Raw genomic sequence first — 25,700 nt, 5'->3', positions numbered from 1 at the left:
TCAGGAGTACCGGACCGGGAGCTCCTTGATGCCGTTCAGCCAGGCCGAGCGCAGCCGCCGCGGCTCGCCGGCCGGGGCGATGTCCGGCATGCGGTCGGCGATCGCGTCGAAGATCAGCCCGATCTCCAGCCGGGCGAGGCTCGCGCCGATGCAGTAGTGCGCGCCGGTGCCGCCGAACCCCAGGTGCGGGTTGGGGGAGCGGGCGATGTCGAAGCGGCCGGGGGCGTCGAAGACGTCCTCGTCGAAGTTCGCCGAGCTGTAGTACATGGCGAGGCGCTGCCCGGCCGCGATCTCCACGCCGCCGATCTCGGTGTCGCGGACGGCCGTGCGCTGGAACGCCGTCACCGGCGTCGCCCACCGGACGATCTCGTCCGCCGCCGTCTCGGGCCGCTCCGCCCGGTACAGCTCCCACTGGTCGGGATTGTCGAAGAACGCCATCATCCCGTGCGTGATCGCGTTCCGCGTCGTCTCGTTGCCGGCGACCGCCAGCAGGATCATGAAGTAGCCGAACTCGTCGTCGGTGAGGCCGCGGCCGTCCACGTCGGCCTCGACCAGCTTCGTGACGAGGTCGTGCGCGGGGCAGCCGCGGCGCCGCTCGGCCAGCTCCATCGAGTAGCCGATGATCTCCGCGGCGGCGCACGCCGGGTCGCCGTCGTACTCGGGGTCGTCGTAGCCGAGCATCTGGTTCGACCAGGAGAACAGCCGCCCCCGGTCCTCCTGCGGGACGCCCATCAGCTCGGCGATCGCCTGCAGCGGCAGCTCGGCGGCGATCTCGGTGACGAAGTCGCCGGCGCCGCCGCGCCGCCGCGCGTCCGCCACGATCCGCTCCGCGCGGTCCCGCAGGGCGTCGTGCAGGCCGTTGATCACGCGCGGGGTGAAGCCGCGGGAGACGATCCGGCGCAGCTTGGCGTGCGTCGGCGGGTCCATGTGCAGCAGCAGGTGCTCGCGCTGGACGTCCAGTTCCTCGGGGGCGAACCGCTCGTTGAACCGGATCACCGAGCCGTTCGCGTTCGCCGAGAACAGCTCGTGGTCGCGCGAGATCTCCTTGATGTGCGCGTGCTTGCTGATCACCCAGAAGCCGTCGTCGGCGAAGCCCGTCGTGCCCCGGGGCTGCGGGTTCCACCACGGCCGGCCGGTGCGGCGCAGCGCCGCGAACTCGGCGAGCGGCACCCGGTCGGCCATCAGGTCGGGGCTGCTGAAGTCGAAGCCCGCCGGGACGGCGGGCCCCGGTACGGGGTGCTCGGATGCGGCGGTCTCGGGTGCGGTGGCGGTCATGGCGGCGCTCCTTGCCTGCGACATCGCTGCTGCTCGAGCTCACCGTAGAACGCGTTCCAGGGGCCGGACAAGAGAAAATGAGACTCAAGTCTAATCAAGGGTCTTGTTCAAGCGCTTGCTTGGTCACTGGCGCTTTCAGTAGGCGAAACGGAGTTCGGCAGCCCTGCCATGAGTGCTTGATCGATCTCAAGAGCGAGTGCCGGTGAGGTTCGTCACCACGTAGTGGAGGTTTAGATAGAACGCGTTCTATGTTTCGGTGCCGGGTCGTCCTGCCGGCCGGCGGGCGAGCATCGGTTCCCGCCCGGCGCTCCGGACACGCCGCCGTGTTCGGAAGGGGGCCGGCGTCAACTACCGTGGAGGCGTCCGCCCCCCGCGCCGGAGCGTCCGATGCCCGCAGATTTCGACGAGCCCGTGTTCGACGAAGACTTCGTCCGCGGTGCCGTGTTCACCGAACCCTCGGCACGGGAACGGGCCCGGCCGCCGAGCCGCCGGGAGCGGCGGGCGGCCCGCCGCGCCGCGCGCCGCCGGAGCCGGGCCGCGCGCCCGCCGCGCGCACGCCGGTTCCGCGACCCGAGCCACCGGATGGCGGTCGCGCAGCTCGTCGGCGGCATCCTCGTGCTGCTCGCGATCGCGATCGCGCTGTGGTGGTGGAACTCGCCGTCCCGCGAGCCGGCGGCGCCGGGACGGGGCGAGCCCGCCGCGCCGACGACCACGGTGTCGCCGCCCGCGCCGTCCCCGCCCGCCCCGCAGCCGCCCGGCGAGCCCGTCCCTCCGCGCGTCTGACCCCCCGCGAGTCGTTCCCCGCGCGAGCCGTTCCCCGCGCGAGCCGTTCCCCGCGCGAGCCGTTCCCCGCGCGAGCCGTTCCCCGCGCCCCTGCGGCCCCCGTGGTCGCCGGGGCGCGGGAACGTCAGCGGACGAGCGTCGCCCGCAGCTCCGCGTACGACGGGACGAGCACGCGGCGCGCCGCCCGCCGGTGCGTGATCGCGTACGGGCGCCCGTCCGCCAGCAGCGTCGCCAGCATCCGCGCCACCTGCACGCGCGCCACGGCGGCGCCCAGGCACAGGTGCCGGCCCCCGCCGAACCACAGCTGCCGCGTCTCCGGCACGTACTCGCGGCGCACGTCGAACGGGCCCGCGCCGTTCGTCGCCAGGTACGTCAGCACCAGCACCCGTTCCCCGGCGCGCAGCGTCCGCCCCGCGACGTCCGCGTCCCGCACGACGTGCCGTCCGATGACGGGCGCGGGCGCGGCGACCCGCAGGCCCTCCCGGACCGCGCCGTCGAGGAGGGACGGGTCCTCCAGCAGCGCGCGCCCGCCGCCGGTGTCGTGGACGAGCGCGACCGTGCGGACGGTCCCGGACGCCCCGGTCTCGGTGCCCGCGATCACCAGCAGGGTCGCGAGGCCGCGCGCCATCGCCGGCCCGAGGCCGATCTCCCGGCAGCGGCCGAGCAGGGTGTCCGGCCCGCCCGTCCGGTAGGCGCCGGGGACGTCCGCCGTGATGTCCTCGACGATCGCGCGGGCCCGCCGGACGGTCGCCGGGTCGAGTTCGGTGGAGGCCGTGGTGCCGAGCGCCAGGGCGGCGAGCCGCTCCCCGGCGCCGAACAGCGCCCGGTACGTCCCGTCCGGCCGGTCCGCGGGGAGGCCGAGGACGTCGGCGACCATCCGCCCGGCGAGGACGCGCGCGCTGTCGGCGACGTCGACGGTCTCCCCGGCGGCGAGCCGGCGGGCCAGGGCGGCGTGGTGGGCGCCCTGCGACCGGTCGATCAGCGCGCGGGCCGCGTCCTCGGTGAACAGGTCGCGGGCGGCGGTGCGGACCTCGGTGTGCCGGGCGCCGCCGAAGAACCGCCCCATCTCCTCGCCGAAAAGCTGGGTCCACAGGTGCCCGACGCCGCCCTCGCCGTTCATGCCGAAGTGCTCGTGGTCGTTGAGGACGCGGCGGGCCAGGACCGGGTCCGTCACCACCCAGCCGAGCCGCGGCACGCGCGTCACCGGACCGGCGTGCCGCGCCGCCTGCAGGAGCGCGAACAGCCCGCGGTTGCCGTGCCACAGCAGCCGCGCCTCGTGCCGCCCCGCCGCCGCGGTCGCCCGCCCCGCCGTCCTCGTGATCTTTGTGCTGGTCACCAGGTGATTGTCGCGGACGGCGGGACCGGACGGACCGGCTGTACCGCTCATACGGGATAAGTGGTAGTACTCACCTCGAACTGGGCTACTTCCCCGGTGGCCTTTACGTAAGGTCTCGCTGTCCGGAGAGCGCCCACGTCGGCGAACCTGGCCGTCCTGGCCGCCGTGGCCGCCGACCGAGCACGAGGAACCGGGGGACCCCCATGAGAGCCCGCATCACCGCCGTCGCCGCGCACCTGCCGGAGCGGACCGTCACCAGCGCCGAGGTCGAGGCGCGCGTCGGCGCGGAGAGCCCCGGCTACCGGCCGCACCCCACGATCGTCGAGCGGATGACCGGGATCCGCGCCCGGCACGTCATGCGCGACGACGAGCAGGCGTCCGACCTCGCCGTCGCCGCCGCCCGCCGGGTCCTCGCCGCCCGCGGCGCCCGCCCGGACGGCGTCGACCTGCTGATCTTCGGCTCGGCGTCGCAGGACCTCGTCGAGCCCGCCACCGCCCACATCGTCGCCGCGAAACTGGGCGCGACCTGCCCGGTCTTCGACGTCAAGAACGCGTGCAACAGCTTCCTCAACGGCCTGCAGACCGCGGACGCGCTGATCCGCACCGGCCAGCACGAGCGCGTGCTCGTCTGCACCGGCGAGAGCCCGTCCCGCGCGATCCGGTGGAACGTGCGCGACCGCGCCCAGTTCGTCGACGCGTTCGCCGGCTACACCCTCTCCGACGGCGGCGCCGCGATGCTCGTCGAGGCCGCGCCCGACGGCGGGATCTTCTACCGCGACTTCGCCGCGATCTCGGCGTCCTGGGAGATCGGGACGCTGCCCGGCGGCGGGTCCATGCACCCCCGCGACCCCGAGCGCTCCTACTTCAGCGGCGACGGCCGCCGCCTCAAGGACGCGTTCCTCGCGGGCGGCACCGAACTGTTCACGACCGCGCTCGAGAAGACCGGCCTGACCTGGGACGACTTCGCCGTCGTCGGCGTCCACCAGGTGACCGTCCCGTACCTGGAGGTGCTGCGCTCGGCCCTCGGGATCCCGCCCGGGAAGCTCGTCGTGACGCTGCCCGACCACGGCAACGTCGCGTCCGCGAGCCTCCCGCTGCAGCTCGCCACCGCCATCGCGGACGGACGGTGCGGGCCGGGCGACCGGGTCGCGCTCGTCGGGCTCGCGGGCGGCCTCAGCCTCGGCGTGCTGTTCGCGGAGCTGTGACCATGGACCTCTGGGTCGTCGTCCCCGCCTACAACGAGGAACGCTCGATCGGCGCCACGCTGCGCCGCCTCGCCGCGCAGACCGACACCGCGTTCACGCTCGCCGTCGTCGACAACGCGAGCACCGACGCCACCGTGAAGATCGTCGAGGAGTTCGCCGCGGACGGGCCGGGCTTCGGCGTGCGGATCGTCCGGGAGACCGAGAAGGGCACCGGCGCCGCCGCCGACACCGGATTCCGGCACGCCGTCGCCGCCGGGGCCACGCACATCGCCCGGACCGACGCCGACTGCCTGCCGCACCCCGGCTGGATCGCGGCCGTGAAGCGGGCGTTCGGCGACGGGCTCCAGCTGGTCAGCGGACCGCTGCGGCCCCGCACCGACGAGTTCCCGCTGAAGCTCTGGGAGCGCCGGCTGCTGCCCGCCGTCATCGAGGCCGCCGCCCTGTTCGGCCGGTTCCGCCCCGGGAACCAGGACCCGCTCTACCTCGGGCCCTACGTGATGATGCCGGGCTGCAACCTCGCCGTCACCGCCGACCTGTACGAGCGCGCGGGCGGCTTCCCGCGGTCGCGCATCGAGGACGTCCACGAGGACCGCGCCCTCGTCAACCGCGCCCGGTACCTCACCCCCGCCTACGGGCTGCGCGACGACGTGATCGTCTACGGATCGGTGCGGCGGCTGCGCGCGTTCGGCCTGGTCCGGACCCTCGGCTGGTACGCCGACCACCGGTACCGGCCCGAGCAGGTCGACATCCGGTGAACGGCCGCCCGGAGAACTGGGAGCGCCGCCTCCACCTCGCCGCGCACCCGTTCGCGTACCCGCTGCTGCGCGGCGTCGCCCGCCGCGGCCCCGTCGTCCGGGTGCCCGGCGTGGGGGTCGTCGTGAACGACGCGTCCCTCGCGCGCGGCGTCCTCATGGACGGCGAGACGTTCCGCAAGGACGGCCCCGGATCGCCCGGCGACCTGTGGACGCCCGTGCTCGGGCCGTCCGTCCTGCTCAACATGGAGGGCGACGCCCACCGGGCCCTCCGGCGCCGCCTCACCGACCTGTTCACCCCCGCCTACGCCGACGAGCTGTGCGCGCGCGTCCTCGCAGGGCCGCTGGACCGGCTGCGCGCCCGTCTCGCGGACGGTGCGCCCGTCGACCTCGTGGACGCCGCGCGGGTCATGGCCGGCGCCGTGATCAGCGAGGTCATCGGCCTGGACCTGAGCACCGAGCGCGAGTTCCGGCGGCTGTTCGAGCAGGGCGAGCGCGTCGTCTCCACGGTCTCGCTGCGGACCCGGCGGCTGTCGCCGTCCCAGATCCGGCGCGCCCGCGCGGTGCTGGACCCGCTCGGGGACGCCGCGGCGAAGGCGTACGCCGCCGGGGACGAGACGACCGTCATGGGACGCATGCGGACGCTCGGGCTCTCCGAGGGCGAGGCGCGCGGCGCCGCCGGCGCGTTCTTCCTCACCGGCACCGAGACCGTCGCGACGTTCACGCCGCGCCTCATCGCGCTCCTCGCCGACTCCGGGCTGCTCGCCGACGCCGCCGAGCCGGACGGCTTCCTGGACCGGGCGATCGACGAGGCGATGCGGTTCACCACCCCGACGCCCGTCATGCTGCGCAGCGTGCACCGCGCGGCGGCGATCGGCGGCGCGGCCGTCCGCCCGGGCGACCGGGTCCTGATCGCCACGCACAACTGCTGCCGCGACCTCGGGCCCTTCGACCCGGGCCGCCCGCACCCGCCCGAGCTGCGCCGCCTCTGGTTCGGCGCCGGCCCGCACTTCTGCATCGGCTACCCGCTCGCGGCCGCCCAGATCCGCCGCGTGGCCCGCACGGTCCTGGACGCCGCGCCGCTGCGGATCGCCGGGCGATCGGCCGCCCGGAACGTCCTGATCCCGACGTACCGCCGCCTGACCGTCCGCGCCGCGGGGGGTGCGCGGTGACGCTCGTCCGGAGGTTGCTGGACCAGGCGGCGCGGACGCCCGGCGGCGTCGCGCTCGTCGCGGGCGACGGGGCCGAGCTGACGTACGGGGAGCTGCGGCGGCGGGTCCTCGCCGTCCGGCACGGGCTGGTGTCGGCGGGCCTGGAACCCGGTGACGGGGTGCTGTTCTCCGTGCGGCCGTCGCCCGGCTCGCTCGTCCTCGCGCTCGGGATCGTCGCGGCCGGGGGAGTGGTGGTGTTCGCCGACCCCGGCGCCGGGCCCGAGATGTTCACCGCGCGGCTGCGGCTGGCGCGTCCCCGCTGGTCGGCGGCGGAGTCGATCCTGTACGCGGGCAGCCGGCTGCGGCCCGTCCGGGCCTACGCGCGGCGGCGGGGGCTGCTCCTGCCGAACCTCGCGGACCTGCGGGTTCCCGGCGAGGGCCCGATGCGGCACGTCCACGTCGGCCGGCGGCTCCCGGGCGTCCCGCGCGGCTCCCTCGCGTTCGAGCGCCTCGCGTCCGGCCCGGCGCCCGAACCGGACGCGGACGGCGATCCGGACGCGCCCGCCGCCGTGATCTTCACGTCGGGGACGACGGCGGACCCGCGCGCGGTCGTCCACACGCAGGGGTCGCTCGCGGCGGCCCTCGACCTGTTCCGGGCGCGGCTGCCGCTCGGGCCGGGCGACGTCGTCCACACCGACCAGCTCATGCTCGGGCTGCCCACGCTGATCTCCGGGGCCCGCTGGTCGATGCCGCCGCTCGGCGCCCCGCCCGCCGCGTTCGCGCGGCTGCTGCGCGAACGCCGGGCGACGCACACCTTCTGCGTCCCCGTGCACCTCGCGGAGATCCTGGACGCGGCGCCCGAACTGCCGGGGACGCTGCGGCACGTCCTGCTCGGCGCGGCCCCGGCGCCGCCCGCGCTCCTGCGGCGGGCCGTGGCGGCGGCGCCGTCGGCCGAGGTCCTCTCGGTGTACGCGATGACCGAGATCCTCCCGGTCGCGATCGCGTCGGCGGAGGAGAAGCTCGCGTTCGACGGCCCGGGCGACCTGCTCGGGGCGCCGCTGCCGGGCGTCGCGGCACGCGTCGCGGACGACGGCGAGCTGCTGCTGTCCGGGCCGAACCTGTGCCGCGGCCACCTCGGCGCCGAACCCCTGGACGAACTCCCGACCGGCGACCTCGCGCGCCTCGACGGCGACCGGCTCGTCCTCACCGGACGGAAGAAGGACATGCTCATCCGCGGCAAGTTCAACCTGTACCCGGGCCTGTACGAGCCGTCGATCGCCGCGCTGCCGGACGTCGCCGAGGCCGCGATCGTCGGCGTCCCCGACCCGTCCACCGGGGACGAGGAGGTGGTCCTGGCCGTCGTGGGGCCGCCCGACCTGCCCGGGCGGCTGCACCGCGCGCTCCCGGACGTCATCGACCACGACGCGCTGCCCGACCGCGTCGTCGTCCTCCCCGAGCTGCCCCGGTCGGGCCGCACGCGCAAGCTCGACCGCGACCGCCTCCGGGAGCTGGTGGCCCGATGAGGATCGCCGTGACCGGGGCGTCCGGGTTCGTCGGCGGCGCGGTGTGCCGCGCGCTCACCGCCGAGGGCGTCACGACCTTCGCGTTCGGACGCCGTCCCGCCGCGGCCCCGGGGCACCTGGGCGGCGCGCCCTACCGGCCGTGGGACCTCGCGCGCGGCCCGCTGCACGACCCGCCCCGCGTCGACGCGGTGATCCACTGCGCGGGGAGCGTCACCGACTGGGGACGTCCGGCCGACCTGTTCGCCGCGAACCTCACCGGCACCCGCAGCGCCCTCGCGACGTTCCCGGACGCGCGGTTCGTGCACGTCAGCACGGCGAGCGTGTACGACCCGTCCCGGCCGAGCGTCATGGCGACCGAGGACGAGGCGCCCGTCCGCCGCTACCTGAACGCCTACGGCGCCTCGAAGGCGGCGGCCGAACGGCTCGCGCTCGCCCGCGGCGCGATCGTCCTGCGGCCGCACGCCGTCTACGGGCCCGGCGACACGACCCTGCTCCCGCGTGTGCTCGCGGCGGTGCGGGGGCCGGTCCTGCCCGCGGTCGGGACGGGCGGGCAGCGGATCAGCCTCACCTCGATCGGCAACCTCGTGCAGGCGTGCACGCTCGCCGCGACCGTCCCGGACGCCGTCCCGCGCGCGTTCAACGTCGCCGACGCCGAACCGGTCACGATCGACGCCGCGTTCCGGGCGATCCTGCGCGAACGGGGCGTCCGGGCCCGGCCGGTGTACGTCCCGGCGGCCCTCGCCCGCCCGGTCGCCGCCGTCGCCGAAGGCGCGTTCCTGCTGGCCGGGCGCCCCGAGCCGCCCCGGATCACCCGGTACGCGATCAGCCATCTCGCGGTCGAGCGGACCCTCGACATCACCGCGGCCCGCACGGTCCTCGGGTACCGCCCGCACGAGACGTCCTTCGCCGGGGCCGCCGACTGGTGATCGCCGACGCGGCGCCGCCCGCCGATGAGTTCCGGGCGTCCCGCGAGTCCGAACGGGCATGGAGCAACTCATCAAGGCCAACGACGTCGAACTCTGCACGGAGACCTTCGGCGACCCCGCGGACCCGCCGATCCTGCTCATCGGCGGCACGATGCTCACCTGGCCCGACGACCTCTGCGGCCGCCTCGCGGCGTCGCGCCGCTTCGTCGTCCGCTACGACCTGCGCGACGTCGGCCGCTCCACCACCGTCGACCCGGACGCCCCCGGCTACACCCTCCGCGACCTCGTCACGGACGCCGCCGCCCTCCTCGACGCCCTGGACCTGCCCCGCGCGCACATCGTCGGCGCGGGGCCCGGCGGCTGGATCGCCCAGCTCCTCGCCCTCGACCACCCCGGCCGCGTCGCCACCCTCACCCTGATCGGCACCCGCCCCCTCGCCCCGGGCCCGGTCGACCCCGACCTCCCCGACCACGCGCCCGAGCTCATGGAGCACTTCACGAACCCGCCCGCCGTGGACTGGACCGACCGTTCGTCCGTCGTCGCCTTCCAGCTCGCGAACGCCCGCGCCACCGGCGGCCGCGACTTCGACGAGGACGAGGCCCGCGCGGACATCGAGGCCGTCCACGGCCGGACCCCGCTCGGCGCAGACCCCGGCAAGGCGCACCGCGCGAACCAGATGGGCACCGTGTTCGCCGCCCTCGACTGCGGCGACCGCTGGCGCGAGCGGCTCCCCGCGATCACCGTCCCGGCCCTGGTGGTCCACGGCGAGGACGACCCGTTCTTCCCGCTCGCCAACGCCGAGGCCCTCGCCGCCGAGATCCCGCGCGCCGAGCTGCTGGTCCTGCCCCGCACCGGCCAGGGCCTCCCGCGCCGCACCTGGGACACGGTCGTCCCCGCGCTCGTCCGCCACACCGCCTGAAAGCGAGGAATCCCATGGATCCCGTCACCGACCTCGACGCCCGGTTCGGCGACCCCTCGGCGCGGCCCACCCCGTGGCCCGAGACCCTCCGCGTCCTGGAGGAGGCCGAGCTGTACTGGCTCGCCACGGTCCGCAAGGACGGCCGCCCGCACGTGACCCCCCTCATCGGGGTGGTGCACGACGACGCCGTCCACTTCTGCACCGGCGTCGGCGAGCAGAAGGCCCGCAACCTCGACCGCAACCCCCAGGTGACCGTGACCACGGGCACCAACACGTGGGCGAGCGGCCTCGACGTCGTCGTCGAGGGCACCGCCGTGCGGGTGACCGACCGTCCGTCCCTCCAGACCCTCGCCGACGCGTACCTGGACAAGTACGGCGAAGCATGGCGGTTCGAGGTCGGCGACGGCGCCTTCGGCACGTCCGACGACCCCGCGGCCGTCTTCCGGATCGCCCCCGCCACGGCGTTCGCCTTCGCCAAGGAACCCCACGGCCAGACGAGGTACCGCTTCCCCGCGCGCTGACCGCTGGCACGTGCGCGAACGGCACGGCGTCCCCACAATGGGCGGGACGGCGCCGCCGCACAAAAAGCGAACCCCCGATGGCCTTTCCCGTCCACACATCCACCCGGACCGCCCCGGAGGCGCGCGGCGAGGAGTTCGGCACGCGCTGGAGCACCGAGACGCAAGCGACCTACCGGCGGTACGCGGACCTGTTCGCGTCCCTGGGCGCCACCGGCTCGGACGTCCGGGAGTGGGCCGCGCTCGCCCTCGACCGGACCGCCGAATGGGCGCCGCACCTCGCCGCGGAGATGGCCGGGCTGGCGTCCGGCGCGGGCCTGGAGACCTGGCAGGTCGCCGCGCTCAACGCCCGCACCGAGATCCTGGCCGCGCTCCGCGACGACGGCGCGGGGGAGTGCTCGACCGCCGTCGTCCTGCCCGGCGGCGGCCTGCCGCCCCGCACCCTGCAGACCTGGGACTGGCTGGACGCCATGCGCGGCGGAAGCGTGCTCTGGGAGTACGGCCGGGTGCGGACGTTCACCGAGTTCGGCGTGCTCGCCAAGATCGGGGTGAACCGCGCCGGGCTCGGCGTCCACTTCAACCCGCTCTAGCGAGGAATCCCGGTCGTTCACGGCCGGGAGGAGTCGCTTCCCCGGCCCCGCGGCGCGAAGCGCCGCAATCGATCCATCACCAGATCCGCCAGTAGCCGCCATAACCCCGCACATAGCGGTGAGCGGGCCCACCACCTGCGTCCCCCGCAACCGATCGGACAACACCCAACATCAACAAAATGGCACAGAATAGACACCGCCGCCTTTTAGGTTGTGCGAAGAATTGCCGAAACCGGCAACGGTGCCGCCGGTGTGGTGTCATGATTCCAGTGTGAAACTCACGGTGCAGGTGAAGCTGTGCCCGGACGAGACCGCCGCGGCGGCTCTGCGGGACACGTTGCACGCCTGCAACCGGGCCGCGAACCACGCCTCCCGCCGCGCGTTCGCCACCGGCATCACCAGCAAGACCGGCCTGCAGCGCCTCGTGTACGGCGAATTGAAAGGAATGGGCCTGTCGGCACAGCCGGCGATCCACGTCGCGCGCAAGACCGCCGGAGCGTACGCCGCGCTGAGGGAGAACCTCAGGGTCGGGAACTACGGCCCGGAGGGGTGCAGGCGGCGCCGGGCGGTGGAGGGCAGACCGGTCCGGTTCCGCAAGGACGCCGCCCAGCCGTTCGACGACCGGTCGCTGTCGTGGCAACTGGACGCCGGAACCGTCTCGATCTGGACGGTGCACGGTCGCACGCCCGGCATCGCCTTCCAGTGCTCACCCGCACAGCTGGAACTGGTCACCGGGTACCGGCGGGGCGAGTCCGATCTGGTGTTGCGGGGTGGGAACTGGTACTTGTACGCCACCTGCGACATCCCCGACCCCGGGGTCAACAACCCCAAGAACGGGTTCCTGGGTGTGGACCTGGGGATCGTCAACATCGCCACCACCAGCGACGGCACCGTCCACGCCGGGAAACAGCTGAACCAGGTGCGGCACCGCAACCGCCGCCTCCGCAAGAAACTCCAGGCCAAGGGCACCAAGTCCGCCAAGCGGCGGCTGCGGCACCTGGCCGGCCGTGAGGCCCGCTTCGCGGCCGATACGAACCACTGCGTCTCCAAGCAGATCGTGACCGAGGCTCAACGCACCTGCCGAGGCATCGCCCTGGAAGATCTGGGCGGCATCCGTGGCAGGGTCCGGCTCAGAAAGCCCCAGCGGGTCACCCTGCACACCTGGAGTTTCGCCCAGCTCGGTGCGTTCGTCGCTTACAAGGCGGTCCGGGCCGGGGTGGTCGTGGTGCACGTCGATCCCCGCAACACCTCCCGCGGGTGTTCGGCGTGCGGCCACATCGACAAGAACAACCGCCCCGACCAGGCGACATTCAGATGCATGTCGTGCGGCTTCGCTGAGCACGCCGACGTGAACGCAGCCCGCAACATCGCCGCGCGCGGTGCGGCGGGCTGGGCAGTGAGTCACGCTGTCGACGACGCGGCCTGAACCATCACATCCAGTGGTGCAAGGAGCTGCAAGCTCGGTCCTTCAGGGCCGAGAAGCTGACCATCCTCAAGCACACCGCCGACGGCGCGGACATCGGCGTCCCCGTGCACCTGCTGGCGCGGCGCGTCCTGGACGAGGCGGACACCATCGACGCCGCGCTGGAGATCGTCCGCGGCGCCCGCGTCTCCGCCTCCACCGTCCTCACGGTCGTCACCTACGACGGGACCCGCGCGGACGCCCGCGCGCTGGAGATCGGACGAGCGCTGGGAGACGCTCGCCACCATCGGCCTCGACGTCGCGTCCGCCCGGATGGACGTCCACCCGGGCGGCCCGTGCGGAGTGACGCCCGCGACCTGGCAGACCTTCTGAACGAGCCACGCCGAACCCGGTGAGGACGACGCGCGAGCGTCCGAAATCGGATCGCCGTGGGCTGCGCCGGCTGACAGCATGTGAGCGTGCAGCCGATCGTCCGAGCGTTCGCGGAACCCGACCAAGATGCGGTGACCGCCCTCTCGCTTCGCGCTTGGGCGCCGGTGTTCGCCTCACTCGAAGGCGTCCTGGGAGAATCCGGCCTCTACTCGCGGATGCACCCGGACTGGCGTGCGGACCAGCGGCGTGCCGTGGAGGAAGCCTGCCGCGCGGAGGGAATGCGCGTCTGGGTCGCCGAACTGGACACGGCCGTCGCCGGTTTCGTCGCGGCGCGTCTCGACCATGCCACCGCCTACCGCGCCGACAACGTCGTGGAGGTTTGCGAAGGGGGCTCTTCCAAACCGTCCATGGCCATCATCGCGGAGACCCAGCGCGAGGTGGACGACGGCAAGCGTTATAGCTGGCCCATCTACCTCGCCGCGCTTCACGGCAAGGCTCGTTGCCCGTGCTATCTGATCGTTCTCTGCCCCAAGCGCAGGGTGGCGGACTGGGCCCGCGAGTCGATCGCCATCGGCCACCCCGGCTTCGCTCTCACGCCGCTCGTGATCGGCCCGGGCACGGGTCCGCTCGTCACCACGACCGCGCAGGCCGCGCAAGCGCCCGAGCTGGCCATCCTCGCCACCCTGGCCAATGTCACGAGCCACGACAGGGAGGCGATGGAGATCGTGCACGCCGCCCTCGCCACGCTTGAGAACGCGGGCCACGAAAACGCCAACATGTACACTGACATGGTGCTCGCTGGGCTGGCGGGAGCCGCCCGAAGCATTCTGGAGGAACTCGTGACCACCGGTACCGCCGAATACAAGTTCAAGAGCGACTTCGTCCTCCGCAACCAGGCCATCGGTGAAGCGCGAGGCGAGGTGCGAGGCGAGGCGAAGTCGGTCCTGAAGATCCTCGCGGCGCGGGGTGTGCCGGTGTCGGACGAGATTCGCGAGCGGGTTCTGTCGTGCGAGGACGAGAGTCAGCTGGACGCCTGGCTGATAAAGGCGGGCACGGTCGAGGTCGCCGACGATCTGTTCCGCTGATCGGGGCCGGCTTCCCGCCGGACGTCGAGTGGTGCGGCGCGGCGCGGCGCTGTTTCGAGACGGCGATCCGCACGGCGGACGAGTCCGGCGATGGCGACCTCGTGACCTGGGTCCGTTCGTTCCACGCCGCACGCGCGGCATGGGAGGGACGTCCGTCCCCCACGGTGACCAGGCTGATCGACGACGCCGTCGCATGCGTGGGCGGGAAGCCCGGAGTCGGGCTGGCGACCGCATTGCAGACCCGCGCGGAGGCCCTCGCCGATCAGGGCGATGGCGCCGGGGGCAGAGGAGGCTCTGGACGAGTTGCGGCGCGTCTTCGCCGTGCTGCCGGATTCGGTGACCGGAGACCACATCTCGCCGTGGGGTCCGAGCCTCCTGCCGCCGGAGCGGGTGGGCACCCGGGTTCAAGCTCATGCGGGCATTGAGCCTCGTCCACGAGCGGGAGGTCGCGGACGGGCTGACGTACGCGGTCGAGAACGTGCGGTCCGTCCCGACCAGCACCGCTCGACGCGGGCGCTGACGTCCGGCGCCTGAACGAAGCGGAGCATGCCGGGCGACCGCCGTCCGGGACGGGCCGCCGGGTAGGGCTGGGGGCGGTCAGGCGAGGCGGAGGGCCAGGAAGAAGTCGACGCGGTCCTCCAGGCGGGACAGGTCGCGGCCGGTGAGGTCCTCGATGCGCTGGATCCGGTACCGGACGGAGTTCACGTGCAGGTGCAGTTGTTCGGCGCACCGGGTCCAGGAACCGGAGTTCTGCAGGAACGTCTCGAGGGTGCGGATCAGGTCGGCCTTGTGGACTTCGTCGTAGGTGCGCAGCGGGTCGAGGAGCCGCATCTCGAACATCTGGCGGACGTCGTCGGGGACGCTCGCGAGCAGCAGGACGTGCGTGGCGAGTTCGTCGTGCCGGACGACGCACACGGGGGCGGTGCGGCCGGTGGCGAGGCGGCGGGCGTAGCGGGCCTCCTCGACGGCGCCGCGCAGTTCGGCGGCCGGGGCGACGTCGCTGACGCCCACGGCGATGCCGGAGCCGGCGAGGCCGGGGGCGAGGGCCTGCAGGGTGGCGTGGACCTCGGCGGCGACGTCCGCGCCGGGGGCGGCCGGGACGAGCGCGACGGCCTCGTCGTCGAGCAGGCCCACGAGGGGGTGGGGGACCGGGGCGGCCTCCGCGAGCACCGTGCGGAGTTCGCCCGGCCGTAGGGGTCCGCGCCCCGTGGCGGCGACCGCGACGAACGACGACGCGGGGTCGAGGCCCGCGAGTTCGAGGCGGGGGACGATCTCGTCGGGGGGCGCGGCGGCGACGACGAGGCGGACGAGTTCCTGGGCGAGGCGGCCCTCCATGCTGAGGCGGTCGTCGAGGCGGGCGCGTTCGAGCGCGGCGATCGCGGCGAGCTCGGTGGCGAGGGCGCGGCGCTCGGGGGGCCAGTCGGCGGCGTCGCCCTCGCAGGCGAGGAACCAGTCGGCGACGCGGGAGGTGGTGTCCTCGGCGACGGGGAAGAGGGAGACGTCCGGGTCGGCGAGGTGGTGCGGGAGCCGGGGCGCGGTCAGGAACGCGCGGGCGAGGACGTCCGGGGCGGGGGCGGGCGGCCCGGCGACGACGCGCCCGGTGGGGGCGAGCACCCAGCAGCGCATGCCGAGGTCGCGGTCGAGGAGGTCGAGGACGGCGTCCAGGCCCGCGCCCTGGCTCGCGACGAGGCGGCGGTGCCGGTCGAGGACGGCGGTGAGGTCGGCGGCGCGGGCGCCCGAGAGCTGCCGGACGACCTCCTCGGTGACGGTCGCGAACGCGACGTCCTCGGGGACCTTGAACAGCGGGAGCCGGTGCCGTTCGCACGCCGCGACGAGGTCGTCGGGGACGGTGCCGGACGCCAGGTCCCAGGCGGCGAGGGCGGAGACGCCGGCCTCGGCGAGCGCCGACACGAAGGTCTCGGAGTCGGCGGGGCCGGTGCGCCAGACGAGACCGGTCAGCACGAGCTCGCGGCCGCGCAGGTAGCGGCCGGGGTCGAGCAGGTCGGTGGTGACGACCCACCGGATCGTCCGGTCCAGCTCGTCCTCCCCGGTGACGACCTCCAGCCGCAGGGGCATGGCGAGGAGGGAACGCAGTCTCATACCGCCATTGAACCCAGCGGGACCGGCCGGGGTGTAGGGGGCGCGGGGGTGCTGGAGCAACGCACGAAAACGGGGCCGTGATCGGGGTCACATCTCGGACGTCCTGTCCCTCGACCGGGGCGGGGGCCGGTGTGTCTACTGCTGTCAGGACGGACGAGGAGGTGCGGGTGCCGATCACCGAGGGGGATCTGCGGGCGTGCTGCGCGTCCCGGACGTGGATCGCGGCGATGCGCGGCCGGGACGTCGCGGAGCTGCGGGCCGCGTCGGCGGCGGCGCTGGACGGGCTGGACTGGGCGGACGTCGAGGAGGCGCTCGCGGCCCATCCGCGGATCGGCGACCGGGTGCGCGGCGACGATCGCGAGTCGGCGTGGTCGCGGGGCGAGCAGTCCGGGATGGACGCGGCCGCGGCCGGGCTCCGGGACGCGCTGATCGCCGGCAACCGCGCATACGAGGAGCGGTTCGGGCATGTGTTCCTCATCTGCGCGACCGGCCTGAGCGCGGCGGAGATGCTGGCCGCCCTCCGGGAGCGGCTCGGCAACGACCCGGAGACCGAACGCGCGGTCGTCCGGGCGGAACTGGCCCGGATCGTCGATCTGCGGCTGGCGAAGTTGACGAAGGAGGCGACGTGAGCCTTTCGACGCACGTGCTGGACGCGTCGCGCGGGCTGCCCGCGCGGGACGTCCGGGTGCGGCTGGAGCGCCGGGAACCGGACGGGGCGTGGACGACGCTGGCGGAGGCCCGGACGGACGGCGACGGCCGTGTCCGCGAATGGGGCGCGGTGCCGGGCGCGGGCGTGCACCGGCTGACGTTCGACACGGCCGGGCTGTCGGACTTCTACCCGGAGGTGACGGTCGCGTTCACGGTCGCCGACCCGGACGCGCACCTGCACGTCCCGCTGCTGCTCAGCCCGTTCGCGTACTCGACCTACCGAGGGAGCTAGACCGGATGACGATCGTGCTCGGCGACAACCGGTACGGGAAGGCGGAGACGCGGGTCGTCCGCGTCACCCGGGACGGCGACGTCCACCGGATCAAGGACGTCAACGTGAGCGTGCTGCTGTCGGGCGACATGGAGGACGTGCATCTGACCGGCGACAACGCGGCGGTGCTGCCCACGGACACGCAGAAGAACACCGTGTTCGCGTTCGCGAAGCGGTACGGGGTCGGGGAGATCGAGAACTTCGGGCTGCGGCTGGCGCGGCACTTCGTGGACGCCCAGCCGACGATCGCGCACGCCCGGGTGGAGATCGAGGAGTACGCCTGGAACCGGATCACCGAGCGGCACTCGTTCGTCCGGGACGGCACGGAGGTGCGGACGGCGCTGGTGCACAGCGACGGCACGGGCGGGCGGGAGTCGGTCGTGTCGGGCCTGAAGGACCTCGTGGTGCTGAACTCGACCGGCAGCGAGTTCCACGGGTTCATCGAGGACGAGTTCACGACGCTGCGGCCCACCGACGACCGGATCCTGGCGACGGCCGTCACGGCGTCCTGGCGGCACCGGGGCGTCGGGACGGACTGGGGCGACTCGTACCGGGCGGTGCGGGAACACCTGCTGCGGGGGTTCGCGGAGACGCACAGCCTGTCGTTGCAGCAGACGCTCTACGAGATGGGACGGCGCGTGCTGCGGGAGCGTCGGGAGGTCTGCGAGGTGCGGATGTCGATGCCGAACCGGCATCACTTCCTCGTGGATCTGCAGCCGTTCGGCATGAACAACGACAACGAGGTCTATTTCGCGGCCGACCGCCCGTACGGGCTCATCGAGGGCACGGTGCTCGACGATGACGCCCCGGACGCGCCGGCGGCGTGGAGCTGAAGGGGGCGCGATGGAGTTCCTGCGACCGGCGACCTGGGCGGACGCGCTCGCCGCGAAGGCCGAGCACCCGGGTGCGCTGCCGATCCAGGGCGGCACCGACGTCATGGTGGAGATCAACTTCGACGTGCGGCGGCCGGAGGCGCTGCTCGACCTGAACCGCGTCGGCGAACTGACCGGATGGGACGACCACGACGGCACGCTCCGCGTCGGCGCGGGCGTCCCGTACGCGCGGCTGATCCGGGAGCTGGGCGATCGGCTGCCGGGGCTCGCGCAGGCGTCCCGGACGGTCGGGTCGCCGCAGATCCGCAACCGCGGGACGGTCGGCGGCAACCTGGGCGCGGCGTCCCCGGCGGGCGACGCGCACCCGCCGCTGCTGGCCGGGGACGCGGTGATCGAGGTGGAGTCGGCCGCGCGCGGCGTCCGGCTGATCCCGGCGGCGGAGTTCTACCTGGGCGTGAAGCGGTCGGCGCTGGAGCCGGACGAGCTGATCCGCGCGTTCCGCACCCGTCCGGCGTCCGGCCCCCAGTACTTCTCCAAGATCGGCACTCGGAACGCGATGGTGATCGCGGTGTGCTCGTTCGCGGTGGCGCTGCACCCGGGCGAACGCCGCGTCGGCACCGGGTTCGGTTCGGCCGCCGTGACGCCGCGCCGGGCACGGGAGGCGGAGGAGTTCGCGTCGGCGGAACTCGACTGGGACGGCCGCGGCCCGCTGCGGGAGTCGGCGGCGCGGGAGTTCGGCGAGCTGGTGAAGCGGGCGGCGGCCCCGATCGACGACGTGCGGGGCACCGCCGACTACCGCAGGCACGCCCTCGCGGTGATGGCGCGGCGCACGCTCACCTGGGCCTGGGACGACCACCGGGCGGGCACGAAGGGAAAGGAGGCGTCCTGATGCGCGTGAACGTCACCGTCAACGGCTCGGCGGAGACCGTGGACGACGTGTGGGAGGGCGAGAGCCTGCTGTACATGCTGCGGGAGCGCATGGGGCTGCCGGGCTCGAAGAACGCCTGCGAGCAGGGCGAGTGCGGCTCGTGCACGGTGTACCTGGACGGCGTGCCGGCGTGCGCGTGCCTGGTCGCGGCCGGGCAGGCCGAGGGCCGCGAGGTCCGCACCGTCGAGGGGCTGGCCGAGGGGTCGCCGGGGGACGAGCGGCTCGATCCCGTGCAGGAGGCGTTCGTGGAGGCGGGCGCCGTCCAGTGCGGGTTCTGCACGCCGGGCCTGATCGTCCAGTCCCACGACCTGATCGAACGCAATCCCGCGCCGAGCGACGCGGAGATCCGCGAGGCGCTCGCCGGGAACCTGTGCCGCTGCACCGGCTACGAGAAGATCCTGGACGCGGTGCGCCTCGCCGCCGAGCGGAAGGCGGCCGCCGAATGACCAGCGACCGAATGACCGGCGACCGGGTGACGAGCGACCGAGTGATGACCGTCATCGAGAACGCGCACGTCGTGACGGTGTCGGGGGACGAGCATCCCGGCGGGCACATCGTGATCGACGGCGACCGCATCACCGCCGTCGGCTCCGGGCCGGCCCCCGAGGTCGAGGGCGCGGAGAAGATCGACGGCACCGGCTGCGTCGCCACCCCGGGCCTGGTCAACGCGCACCACCACCTGTACCAGTGGGCGAGCCAGGGCCTGGCGAGCGACAGCACGCTGTTCGAGTGGCTGACGACGCTCTACGAGCCGTGGTCGAAGATGGACGCCGAGGTGGTGGCGGGTGCGGCGAGCGCCGGGCTCGGCTGGCTCGCGAAGTCGGGCTGCACCACGGCGTCCGACCACCACTACCTGTTCCCGAAGGGACGCGGCGACCTGTTCGCCGCCGAGATCGACGCGGCGGCCGAGCTGGGACTGCGGTTCGACGCGGCGCGCGGCTCCATGGACAGGGGACGCTCCGACGGCGGCCTGCCGCCGGACGAGGTCGTGGAGGATCTCGACACGATCCTCGCCGAGACCGAGGCCGCGATCGACCGGTACCACGACCCGTCGCCGGGCTCCATGCTGCGCGTCGCCGTCGCGCCCTGCTCGCCGTTCTCGGTGACCCGCGACCTGCTCGTCCGGTCGGCGGAGCTGGCGCGCGCGAAGAACGTCCGGCTGCACACGCACCTCGCCGAGACCCTCGACGAGGAGGAGCACACCCTCGACCAGTTCGGGATGACGCCGGCCGAGTACATGGACTCGATCGGCTGGCTCGGTCCCGACGTGTGGCTCGCGCACTGCGTCCACCTGCACGACACCGACGTCAAGCGGCTGGCGGAGACCCGCACCGGCACCGCCCACTGCCCCAGCTCCAACGCCCGGCTCGGCGCCGGCATCGCCCGCGTGTCGCACCTGCTGCGGGAGGGCGCGATCGTCGGGCTCGGCGTGGACGGGTCGGCGTCGGCCGAGCTCGTCCCCCTCGCCGGGGAGATGCGGCAGGCGATCTACATGCAGCGCGCCCGGTACGGGCCGACGGCGCTGACCGCCCGGCAGGCGCTGGAGATGGCGACGCTCGGCGGCGCCCGCTGCCTCGGCCGCGACGACGAGCTGGGCACCCTCGAACCCGGGAAGCTCGCCGACGTCGCGCTGTGGCGGGTGGACGGCTTCCACGCGGCCGTCGACGACCCGGTGGTCGCGCTCGCGTTCGGCGGCACCCCGCCGCTGGAGCGGCTGCTCGTCGGCGGCCGCACGATCGTCGACGGCGACGCGCTCGTGAGCGTCCCGCAGGACGAGGTGGGGCGGCGCGGCGCCGACGCGCACCGCCGCCTCATGCGGCTCGCGGAGGAGGTGCTCTAGATGGCCGCCCCGGTGAAGAACGGCCCGGTGAAGAGCCCCGGACAGGTGATCGCGCCCGGCGTGGGCGGCGTCGGCGAGAGCCCGCTGCGCCCGGACGGCACCCTCAAGGTCACGGGCGAGTTCGCGTACGCGTCCGACCTGTGGATGGACGGGATGCTGTGGGGCGCCACGCTGCGCAGCCCGCACCCCCGCGCGCTCATCCGGTCGATCGACGTCGGCCCCGCGCTGGCGGTGCCCGGCGTGCACGCCGTCCTCACCCACGAGGACGTGCCCGGCAAGAAGGTGTACGGAGAGGACCACACCGAGGACCAGCCGGTCCTCGCGTTCGGGGAGGTCCGGCACCAGGGCGAGCCGGTCGCGATCGTCGCGGCCGACCACCCGGAGACGGCGCGCCGCGCCCTGGCGCGCATCGCCGTCGGCTACGAGGTGCTGGAACCGATCACCGACCCCCGCGCGGTGATCGCCGACCCGGACGGGCTGAAGGTGCAGCCGCTCGGCGGCATCGTCCGGCACCAGCCCGTCCGGGTCGGGGACGTCGACGCCGCGCGCGCCGCGGCCGAGGTCGTGGTGCGCGAGGAGTTCGAGGTCGGCATCCAGGACCAGGCGTTCCTCGGGCCGGAGGCGGGCCTCGCGGTCCCGGCCGACGACGGCGGCGTCGACCTGTACGTGTCCACGCAGTGGATGCACAACGACCTGGCGCAGATCGCGCCGTGCCTCGGCCTCCCCGAGGACAAGGTCCACATGACGCTCGCGGGCGTCGGCGGCGCGTTCGGCGGCCGCGAGGACCTGTCGGTGCAGATCCACGCGGCGATGCTGGCGCTGCGCACCGGCAAGCCGGTGAAAATGTCGTACAACCGGGAGGAGTCGTTCTTCGGGCACGTCCACCGGCATCCCGCGCAGATGCGGTACGAGTACGGCGCGACGGCGGACGGGCGGCTCGTGTACGCCGACGTGGAGATCGTCCTCGACGGCGGCGCGTACACGTCGTCCACGCGGAACGTCACCGGGAACGCCGCGTCGCTCGGCGTCGGCCCGTACGAGATCCCGAACATCAGGATCGACGCGTACGGGGTGTACACCAACAACCCGCCGTGCGGCGCGATGCGCGGGTTCGGCGCCGTGCAGGCGTGCTTCGCCTACGAGTCGATGATGGACCGGGTCGCCGCCGCCTGCGGTATCGGCCCGGTCGAGGTGCGGCGCCGCAACGCCGTCTCGCAGGGGTCGAGGCTCGCGACCGGCCAGGTCATCGAGTCGCCGGCGCCGCTCGCGGAGATGCTGACGCGGCTCGAGGCCATGCCGATGCCGGCGCCCGCCGACACGTCCGACATCCGGAACCTGCCGGGCGGGGCGTCCCAGACCACCCATGGCGAGGGCGTCGTGCGCGGTGTCGGCTACGGCGTCGGGATCAAGAACATCTGCTTCTCCGAGGGGGCCGACGACCTGTCCACCGCCCGCGTCCGGCTGGAGGTCATCGGCGGCGAGGCGACCGCGCTCGTCCACACCGCGGCGGCCGAGGTCGGGCAGGGCCTCGTGACGATCCAGGCGCAGATCGCCCGCACCGAACTCGGGATCGAGCGGGTCACGATCGCCCCGGCCGACAACAGGGTGGGCGACGCCGGCTCGTCCAGCGCGTCCCGCCAGTCGTACATGTCGGGTGGCGCGGTGAAGACGGCCTGCGAGGCGGTCCGCGCCGAACTGCTCGCGCTCGCCGCCGACCGGTTCGGACGCGCCGGGACCGGCGACCTGAACGTCGCCGGCGGCAAGATCGTCTCGCGGGCGGACGGCGTGCTCGGCACGATCGAGGACGCGCTGGGCGACGCCGTCATCGACGAGACCCGCGAGTACCACCACCGTCCCACCACCGGCATGGACCCCGTCACCGGGCAGGGCACCACCCACACCCAGCTCGCCCTGTGCGTGCACCGCGCCGTCGTGGACGTCGACGTCGAACTGGGCCTGGTCAAGGTCGTGGAGATGGCCGCCGTGCAGGACGTCGGCAAGATCCTCAACCGGTTGTCGCTGGAGGGCCAGATCCACGGCGGGTCCGCGCAGGGCCTCGGGCTCGCCGTCCTGGAGGAGATCCAGGTGTCCGGCGGCCTCGTCCGCAACCCGTCCTTCACCGACTACCTCATCCCGACCATCCTCGACATGCCGCCGATGCGGCTCGACATCCTCGAGAACCCCGACCCCGACGCCCCATACGGGCTGCGGGGCGCCGGAGAGCCGCCCACGCTCTCCTCCACGCCCGCCATCGTCGCCGCGATCCGGGACGCGACGGGCGACGCGCTCACCCGAGTGCCGGTTCGACCGGAGCACATCGCACCGGCGCCGTCCGGTGCGACTCCGCCCCGCAGTTGACCAACGGGGGCCGCCCGCGTCCGGCCTCGGGGGAGGACGCGGGCCGAGCCCCACAACCGCACCGATCGTCCCGACGGACGGCCCCCGCGCGCTCCGCGCGGCATGGGCCGCCCGGCGGCCGATGCGCCCACAGAGTCTTCCCGGGGGCGACCCCGGACTCCGACGAAGGGCTCGAACCGTGACCGAGACACGCCCCACCACCCCGGAGAACCCGCCCCCGCCCGGCCCGTCCGGCGCCGGGACCTCCCGCCCCGCCCTCGACCGCCTCTTCGACCTGACCGGGCGCGGCACCACCGTCGCCCGCGAGGTCCGCGGCGGCGTCACCACGTTCGTCGCGATGGCCTACCTGGTCGTCCTCATCCCGCTGATCATCGGCGACGCGAAGGACGTCACCGGCGCCACCCTCGACCCCGCGCAGCTCACGACGATGGTCGCGCTGTCGGCCGGGCTCACCACGATCATGATGGGCCTGGTCGGCAACGCGCCGATGGCGATGGCCGCCGGGCTCGGCGTCACCCCGATCGTCGTGTTCCAGGCCGCCCCGCACATGACCTGGCCGCAGGCGATGGGCCTGGTCGTGATCGAGGGCGTGGTGATCGTGGTGTTCGCCCTCACCGGCATCCGGCAGCTGATCATGGACGCGATCCCGCTCGCGCTCAAGCAGGCCATCGGCGTCGGCATCGGCGCGTTCATCGCGCTGATCGGGCTGGTGGACGCCGGGTTCGTCGGGCACCACGAGACCGCGTCCACCGCCCTCGGCCTCGGCACGTTCGGCAAGCTCGCGAGCTGGCCGGTGCTCGTGTTCTGCCTCGGGCTCGTGCTGATGCTCGTGCTGTTCGTCCGGCGGGTGCCCGGCGCGATGCTGATCGGCATCGTCGCCGCGACCGTCCTCGCCATCGTGATCAACGAGGTCGCGAAGGTCGCCCCGGCGAGCTGGGGGCCGGTCGTGCCGGAGGTGCCCGGCTCGATCTTCGCGACGCCGGACTTCGGGCTGCTGTTCGAGGTCGACCTGTTCGGCGGGTTCGCGCGCGCCGGGATCGTCACCGCGACGGTCGTGCTGTTCACGCTCGTCCTGTCCGGGTTCTTCGACGCGATGGGCACCATCCTCGGCGTCGGCGAGGAGGCCGGGATGACCGACGCCGAGGGCCGGCTGCCCGGCCTGAGCCGCATTCTGACCGTGGACGGCTTCGGCGCCATCGTCGGCGGCGGCGTCAACGGCTCCGCCAACACCGTCGTCGTCGAGTCCGCCGCCGGGGTCGCCGAGGGCGCCCGCACCGGCCTCGCGAGCCTGGTCACCGGCGGGCTGCTCACCGCGCTGATCTTCGTGACGCCGCTCGCCGGGGTCGTCCCCGTCGGCGCCGCCGCGCCCGCGCTCGTCCTGGTCGGCGCGCTGATGATGGCGCACGTCCGCAAGATCGACTGGACGGACTCCGACCTCGCCGCCCCCGCCTTCCTGACGATCGTGCTGATGCCGTTCACGTACTCGATCACCGTCGGCGTCGCCGCGGGCGTCCTCGCCTACACGATCGTCAAGCTCGCGAAGGGCAAGATCCGGGAGATCCACTGGCTGCTGTACGTGCTGTCGGCGGTCTTCGTCGCCTACTTCGCCCTGCACCCGCTCGAGCTGCTGCTCGGAATCGACTGAAGGGACGCCACCGTCCATGCGTGACATCGCCGACCGGCTCGCCGCCTGGAACGACGCCGGCACCCGGTACGCCGTCGCGACCGTCGTCGCGGTGCGGGGCAGCGCGCCCCGCCCGCCCGGCGCCGCGCTGGCCGTGTCCGCCGACGGCGAGGCCGCCGGGAGCGTCTCCGGCGGCTGCGTCGAGACCGCCGTGTACGACCTGTGCCGCGAGGCCCTCGCCACCGGCCGGGTGCTCCGGGAGACGTTCGGGTACTCCGACGACGACGCGTTCGCCGTCGGCCTGACCTGCGGCGGGACGATCGAGGTGTGGGTCCGTCCGGGCCCGGTGCCCGGACCGGCGCTCGCCCCGGACGGGCACGCCGCGGTCGTCTGGCTCCTCGACGGGTCGATCGTCGTCGTCCGCTCCGACGGGCACACCGGCACGACCGGCCGCGCCGACGTCGACCGGGCCGTCGTCGCGGAGGCGCGGGCGATGCTCGGGCTCGGCCGCACCGGGCAGGCGTCCGTCCACTGCCGCGACGGCGTGCGGACGGACGCCGCGGAGACGGACACCGCGGAGACGGACGCCGTCGAGATGTTCGTGCACTCGCACGCGCCGCCGCCGCGCCTGCTCGTCTACGGGGCGATCGACCACGCGGCGGCCCTCGCCCGGCAGGGCGCGCTCCTCGGGTACCGGGTGACGGTGTGCGACGCCCGTCCGGTGTTCGCGACCCGCGCCCGGTTCCCGGACGCCGACGAGGTGATCGTCGACTGGCCGCACCGGCACCTCGCCGCCGAGGCCGAACGGGGCGCGCTGGACGGGCGCACGGTCGTGTGCGTCCTCACGCACGACCCGAAGTTCGACGTCCCGCTGCTGCGGGCGGCGCTGCGGCTGCCCGTCGCCTACGTCGGGGCGCTCGGGTCGCGCCGCACGCACCGCGACCGGCTCGCGCGGCTCCGCGACGCCGGGCTGGCCGACCGGGACCTCGCGCGGCTGCGCGCCCCGATCGGGCTCGACCTCGGGGCCCGCACCCCGCAGGAGACGGCCGTGGCGATCGCGGCGGAGTTCACCGCCGCCCGCCACGGCGGCACCGCGCTGCCCCTCGGGCAGATCAACGGGCCGATCCACCACGACCGCCCGGCTCCCGCCGGCGCGGCCTGAACCGGAGGAGAGGACGTT

24 protein-coding genes are annotated in these 25,700 nt (G+C 74.1%); 21 read left to right on the top strand and 3 right to left on the bottom strand.

Annotated elements, in window-relative coordinates:
* Entirely contained in the window at positions 1–1,275 is a 1,275-nt protein-coding gene (locus ACFQ11_RS23665) for a cytochrome P450 (protein WP_378302190.1), read from the bottom strand.
* A 387-nt stretch (positions 1,276–1,662) separates the two neighbouring features.
* On the opposite strand from ACFQ11_RS23665, the gene ACFQ11_RS23660 reads away from it, so the two are divergent.
* Complete coding sequence (locus ACFQ11_RS23660; RefSeq protein ID WP_378302188.1) at positions 1,663–2,058, top strand: SCO2583/SCO2584 N-terminal domain-containing protein; 396 nt, start codon at positions 1,663–1,665, stop codon at positions 2,056–2,058.
* A gap of 124 nt (positions 2,059–2,182) precedes the next feature.
* Here ACFQ11_RS23660 and ACFQ11_RS23655 read toward each other — a convergent pair whose 3' ends face one another.
* Positions 2,183–3,394: a cytochrome P450 gene (locus tag ACFQ11_RS23655; RefSeq protein WP_378302186.1), complete on the bottom strand. Its 1,212-nt coding sequence runs from the start codon at positions 3,392–3,394 to the stop codon at positions 2,183–2,185.
* Positions 3,395–3,597: 203 nt separating this feature from the next.
* Here ACFQ11_RS23655 and ACFQ11_RS23650 point away from each other — a divergent pair, with 203 nt between their 5' ends.
* The 11 genes from ACFQ11_RS23650 to ACFQ11_RS23600 all read left to right on the top strand — a co-directional run bounded on the left by ACFQ11_RS23650 (position 3,598) and on the right by ACFQ11_RS23600 (position 13,858).
* Positions 3,598–4,599, top strand: coding sequence for a 3-oxoacyl-ACP synthase III family protein (locus ACFQ11_RS23650; protein ID WP_378302184.1), 1,002 nt, complete (start codon positions 3,598–3,600; stop codon positions 4,597–4,599).
* Between the two features lie 2 nt (positions 4,600–4,601).
* Entirely contained in the window at positions 4,602–5,354 is a 753-nt protein-coding gene (locus ACFQ11_RS23645) for a glycosyltransferase family 2 protein (protein ID WP_378302182.1), read from the top strand.
* Positions 5,351–6,523, top strand: coding sequence for a cytochrome P450 (locus ACFQ11_RS23640; protein WP_378302180.1), 1,173 nt, complete (start codon positions 5,351–5,353; stop codon positions 6,521–6,523). The genes ACFQ11_RS23645 and ACFQ11_RS23640 overlap by 4 nt, the downstream gene beginning before the upstream one ends.
* Entirely contained in the window at positions 6,520–8,025 is a 1,506-nt protein-coding gene (locus ACFQ11_RS23635; protein ID WP_378302178.1) for a class I adenylate-forming enzyme family protein, read from the top strand. The genes ACFQ11_RS23640 and ACFQ11_RS23635 overlap by 4 nt, the downstream gene beginning before the upstream one ends.
* Entirely contained in the window at positions 8,022–8,951 is a 930-nt protein-coding gene (locus ACFQ11_RS23630; RefSeq protein ID WP_378302176.1) for an NAD-dependent epimerase/dehydratase family protein, read from the top strand. The genes ACFQ11_RS23635 and ACFQ11_RS23630 overlap by 4 nt, the downstream gene beginning before the upstream one ends.
* Positions 8,952–9,009: 58 nt before the next feature.
* Positions 9,010–9,870, top strand: a complete 861-nt coding sequence (locus tag ACFQ11_RS23625; protein ID WP_378302174.1) for an alpha/beta fold hydrolase — start codon at positions 9,010–9,012, stop codon at positions 9,868–9,870.
* 14 nt (positions 9,871–9,884) lie between these two features.
* Complete coding sequence (locus tag ACFQ11_RS23620; protein ID WP_378302172.1) at positions 9,885–10,391, top strand: pyridoxamine 5'-phosphate oxidase family protein; 507 nt, start codon at positions 9,885–9,887, stop codon at positions 10,389–10,391.
* A gap of 77 nt (positions 10,392–10,468) precedes the next feature.
* Entirely contained in the window at positions 10,469–10,978 is a 510-nt protein-coding gene (locus tag ACFQ11_RS23615; protein WP_378302170.1) for a C45 family autoproteolytic acyltransferase/hydolase, read from the top strand.
* A gap of 271 nt (positions 10,979–11,249) precedes the next feature.
* Complete coding sequence (locus ACFQ11_RS23610) at positions 11,250–12,404, top strand: RNA-guided endonuclease InsQ/TnpB family protein (protein WP_378302168.1); 1,155 nt, start codon at positions 11,250–11,252, stop codon at positions 12,402–12,404.
* A gap of 104 nt (positions 12,405–12,508) precedes the next feature.
* Positions 12,509–12,796, top strand: coding sequence for a hypothetical protein (locus ACFQ11_RS23605; RefSeq protein WP_378302166.1), 288 nt, complete (start codon positions 12,509–12,511; stop codon positions 12,794–12,796).
* A gap of 63 nt (positions 12,797–12,859) precedes the next feature.
* Entirely contained in the window at positions 12,860–13,858 is a 999-nt protein-coding gene (locus tag ACFQ11_RS23600; RefSeq protein ID WP_378302164.1) for a hypothetical protein, read from the top strand.
* Positions 13,859–14,455: 597 nt separating this feature from the next.
* Here the strand turns inward: ACFQ11_RS23600 and ACFQ11_RS23595 are convergent.
* The gene (locus ACFQ11_RS23595; RefSeq protein ID WP_378302162.1) at positions 14,456–15,958 is read right to left on the bottom strand and encodes a PucR family transcriptional regulator; all 1,503 of its coding nucleotides are present in this window, start codon (positions 15,956–15,958) and stop codon (positions 14,456–14,458) included.
* Between the two features lie 167 nt (positions 15,959–16,125).
* On the opposite strand from ACFQ11_RS23595, the gene uraD reads away from it, so the two are divergent.
* The 9 genes from uraD to ACFQ11_RS23550 all read left to right on the top strand — a co-directional run bounded on the left by uraD (position 16,126) and on the right by ACFQ11_RS23550 (position 25,682).
* On the top strand, positions 16,126–16,587 hold the full coding sequence (uraD, locus tag ACFQ11_RS23590) for a 2-oxo-4-hydroxy-4-carboxy-5-ureidoimidazoline decarboxylase (RefSeq protein WP_378302160.1): 462 nt from the start codon (positions 16,126–16,128) through the stop codon (positions 16,585–16,587).
* On the top strand, positions 16,584–16,898 hold the full coding sequence (gene uraH, locus ACFQ11_RS23585) for a hydroxyisourate hydrolase (RefSeq protein ID WP_378302158.1): 315 nt from the start codon (positions 16,584–16,586) through the stop codon (positions 16,896–16,898). The genes uraD and uraH overlap by 4 nt, the downstream gene beginning before the upstream one ends.
* Before the next feature lie 5 nt (positions 16,899–16,903).
* Entirely contained in the window at positions 16,904–17,770 is an 867-nt protein-coding gene (gene pucL / locus ACFQ11_RS23580) for a factor-independent urate hydroxylase (protein ID WP_378302156.1), read from the top strand.
* A gap of 10 nt (positions 17,771–17,780) precedes the next feature.
* Positions 17,781–18,659 (top strand): FAD binding domain-containing protein, encoded by an 879-nt coding sequence (locus ACFQ11_RS23575; protein WP_378302154.1) that lies wholly within the window; start codon positions 17,781–17,783, stop codon positions 18,657–18,659.
* Entirely contained in the window at positions 18,659–19,144 is a 486-nt protein-coding gene (locus ACFQ11_RS23570) for a (2Fe-2S)-binding protein (RefSeq protein WP_378302152.1), read from the top strand. The genes ACFQ11_RS23575 and ACFQ11_RS23570 overlap by 1 nt, the downstream gene beginning before the upstream one ends.
* Complete coding sequence (locus ACFQ11_RS23565; protein WP_378302150.1) at positions 19,141–20,538, top strand: 8-oxoguanine deaminase; 1,398 nt, start codon at positions 19,141–19,143, stop codon at positions 20,536–20,538. The genes ACFQ11_RS23570 and ACFQ11_RS23565 overlap by 4 nt, the downstream gene beginning before the upstream one ends.
* Positions 20,539–22,896 carry a xanthine dehydrogenase subunit D gene (pucD, locus tag ACFQ11_RS23560; protein WP_378302148.1) on the top strand — a complete coding sequence of 786 codons (2,358 nt, stop codon included), beginning with the start codon at positions 20,539–20,541 and terminating at the stop codon, positions 22,894–22,896.
* Between the two features lie 178 nt (positions 22,897–23,074).
* Positions 23,075–24,541, top strand: a complete 1,467-nt coding sequence (locus ACFQ11_RS23555; RefSeq protein ID WP_378302146.1) for an NCS2 family permease — start codon at positions 23,075–23,077, stop codon at positions 24,539–24,541.
* Positions 24,542–24,557: 16 nt separating this feature from the next.
* The gene (locus ACFQ11_RS23550) at positions 24,558–25,682 is read left to right on the top strand and encodes an XdhC family protein (RefSeq protein WP_378302144.1); all 1,125 of its coding nucleotides are present in this window, start codon (positions 24,558–24,560) and stop codon (positions 25,680–25,682) included.
* Positions 25,683–25,700: the final 18 nt, after the last annotated feature.

Source organism: Actinomadura sediminis (genome assembly GCF_042675525.1).
Classification (GTDB): Bacteria; Actinomycetota; Actinomycetes; order Streptosporangiales; family Streptosporangiaceae; genus Spirillospora; species Spirillospora sediminis.
Note: the sequence above shows the minus strand (reverse complement) of the source record. Positions and strands in the feature narration are given on the sequence as shown.

Coding starts and splice junctions, on each gene's coding strand:
- ACFQ11_RS23550 (WP_378302144.1), top strand. CDS start 24,558: ATGCGTGACATCGCCGACCGGCTCGCCGCCTGGAACGACGCCGGCACC.
- ACFQ11_RS23595 (WP_378302162.1), bottom strand. CDS start 15,958: ATGAGACTGCGTTCCCTCCTCGCCATGCCCCTGCGGCTGGAGGTCGTC.
- ACFQ11_RS23575 (WP_378302154.1), top strand. CDS start 17,781: ATGGAGTTCCTGCGACCGGCGACCTGGGCGGACGCGCTCGCCGCGAAG.
- ACFQ11_RS23650 (WP_378302184.1), top strand. CDS start 3,598: ATGAGAGCCCGCATCACCGCCGTCGCCGCGCACCTGCCGGAGCGGACC.
- ACFQ11_RS23620 (WP_378302172.1), top strand. CDS start 9,885: ATGGATCCCGTCACCGACCTCGACGCCCGGTTCGGCGACCCCTCGGCG.
- pucD (WP_378302148.1), top strand. CDS start 20,539: ATGGCCGCCCCGGTGAAGAACGGCCCGGTGAAGAGCCCCGGACAGGTG.
- ACFQ11_RS23630 (WP_378302176.1), top strand. CDS start 8,022: ATGAGGATCGCCGTGACCGGGGCGTCCGGGTTCGTCGGCGGCGCGGTG.
- ACFQ11_RS23625 (WP_378302174.1), top strand. CDS start 9,010: ATGGAGCAACTCATCAAGGCCAACGACGTCGAACTCTGCACGGAGACC.
- ACFQ11_RS23665 (WP_378302190.1), bottom strand. CDS start 1,275: ATGACCGCCACCGCACCCGAGACCGCCGCATCCGAGCACCCCGTACCG.
- ACFQ11_RS23615 (WP_378302170.1), top strand. CDS start 10,469: ATGGCCTTTCCCGTCCACACATCCACCCGGACCGCCCCGGAGGCGCGC.
- pucL (WP_378302156.1), top strand. CDS start 16,904: ATGACGATCGTGCTCGGCGACAACCGGTACGGGAAGGCGGAGACGCGG.
- ACFQ11_RS23565 (WP_378302150.1), top strand. CDS start 19,141: ATGACCAGCGACCGAATGACCGGCGACCGGGTGACGAGCGACCGAGTG.
- ACFQ11_RS23570 (WP_378302152.1), top strand. CDS start 18,659: ATGCGCGTGAACGTCACCGTCAACGGCTCGGCGGAGACCGTGGACGAC.
- ACFQ11_RS23660 (WP_378302188.1), top strand. CDS start 1,663: ATGCCCGCAGATTTCGACGAGCCCGTGTTCGACGAAGACTTCGTCCGC.
- ACFQ11_RS23645 (WP_378302182.1), top strand. CDS start 4,602: ATGGACCTCTGGGTCGTCGTCCCCGCCTACAACGAGGAACGCTCGATC.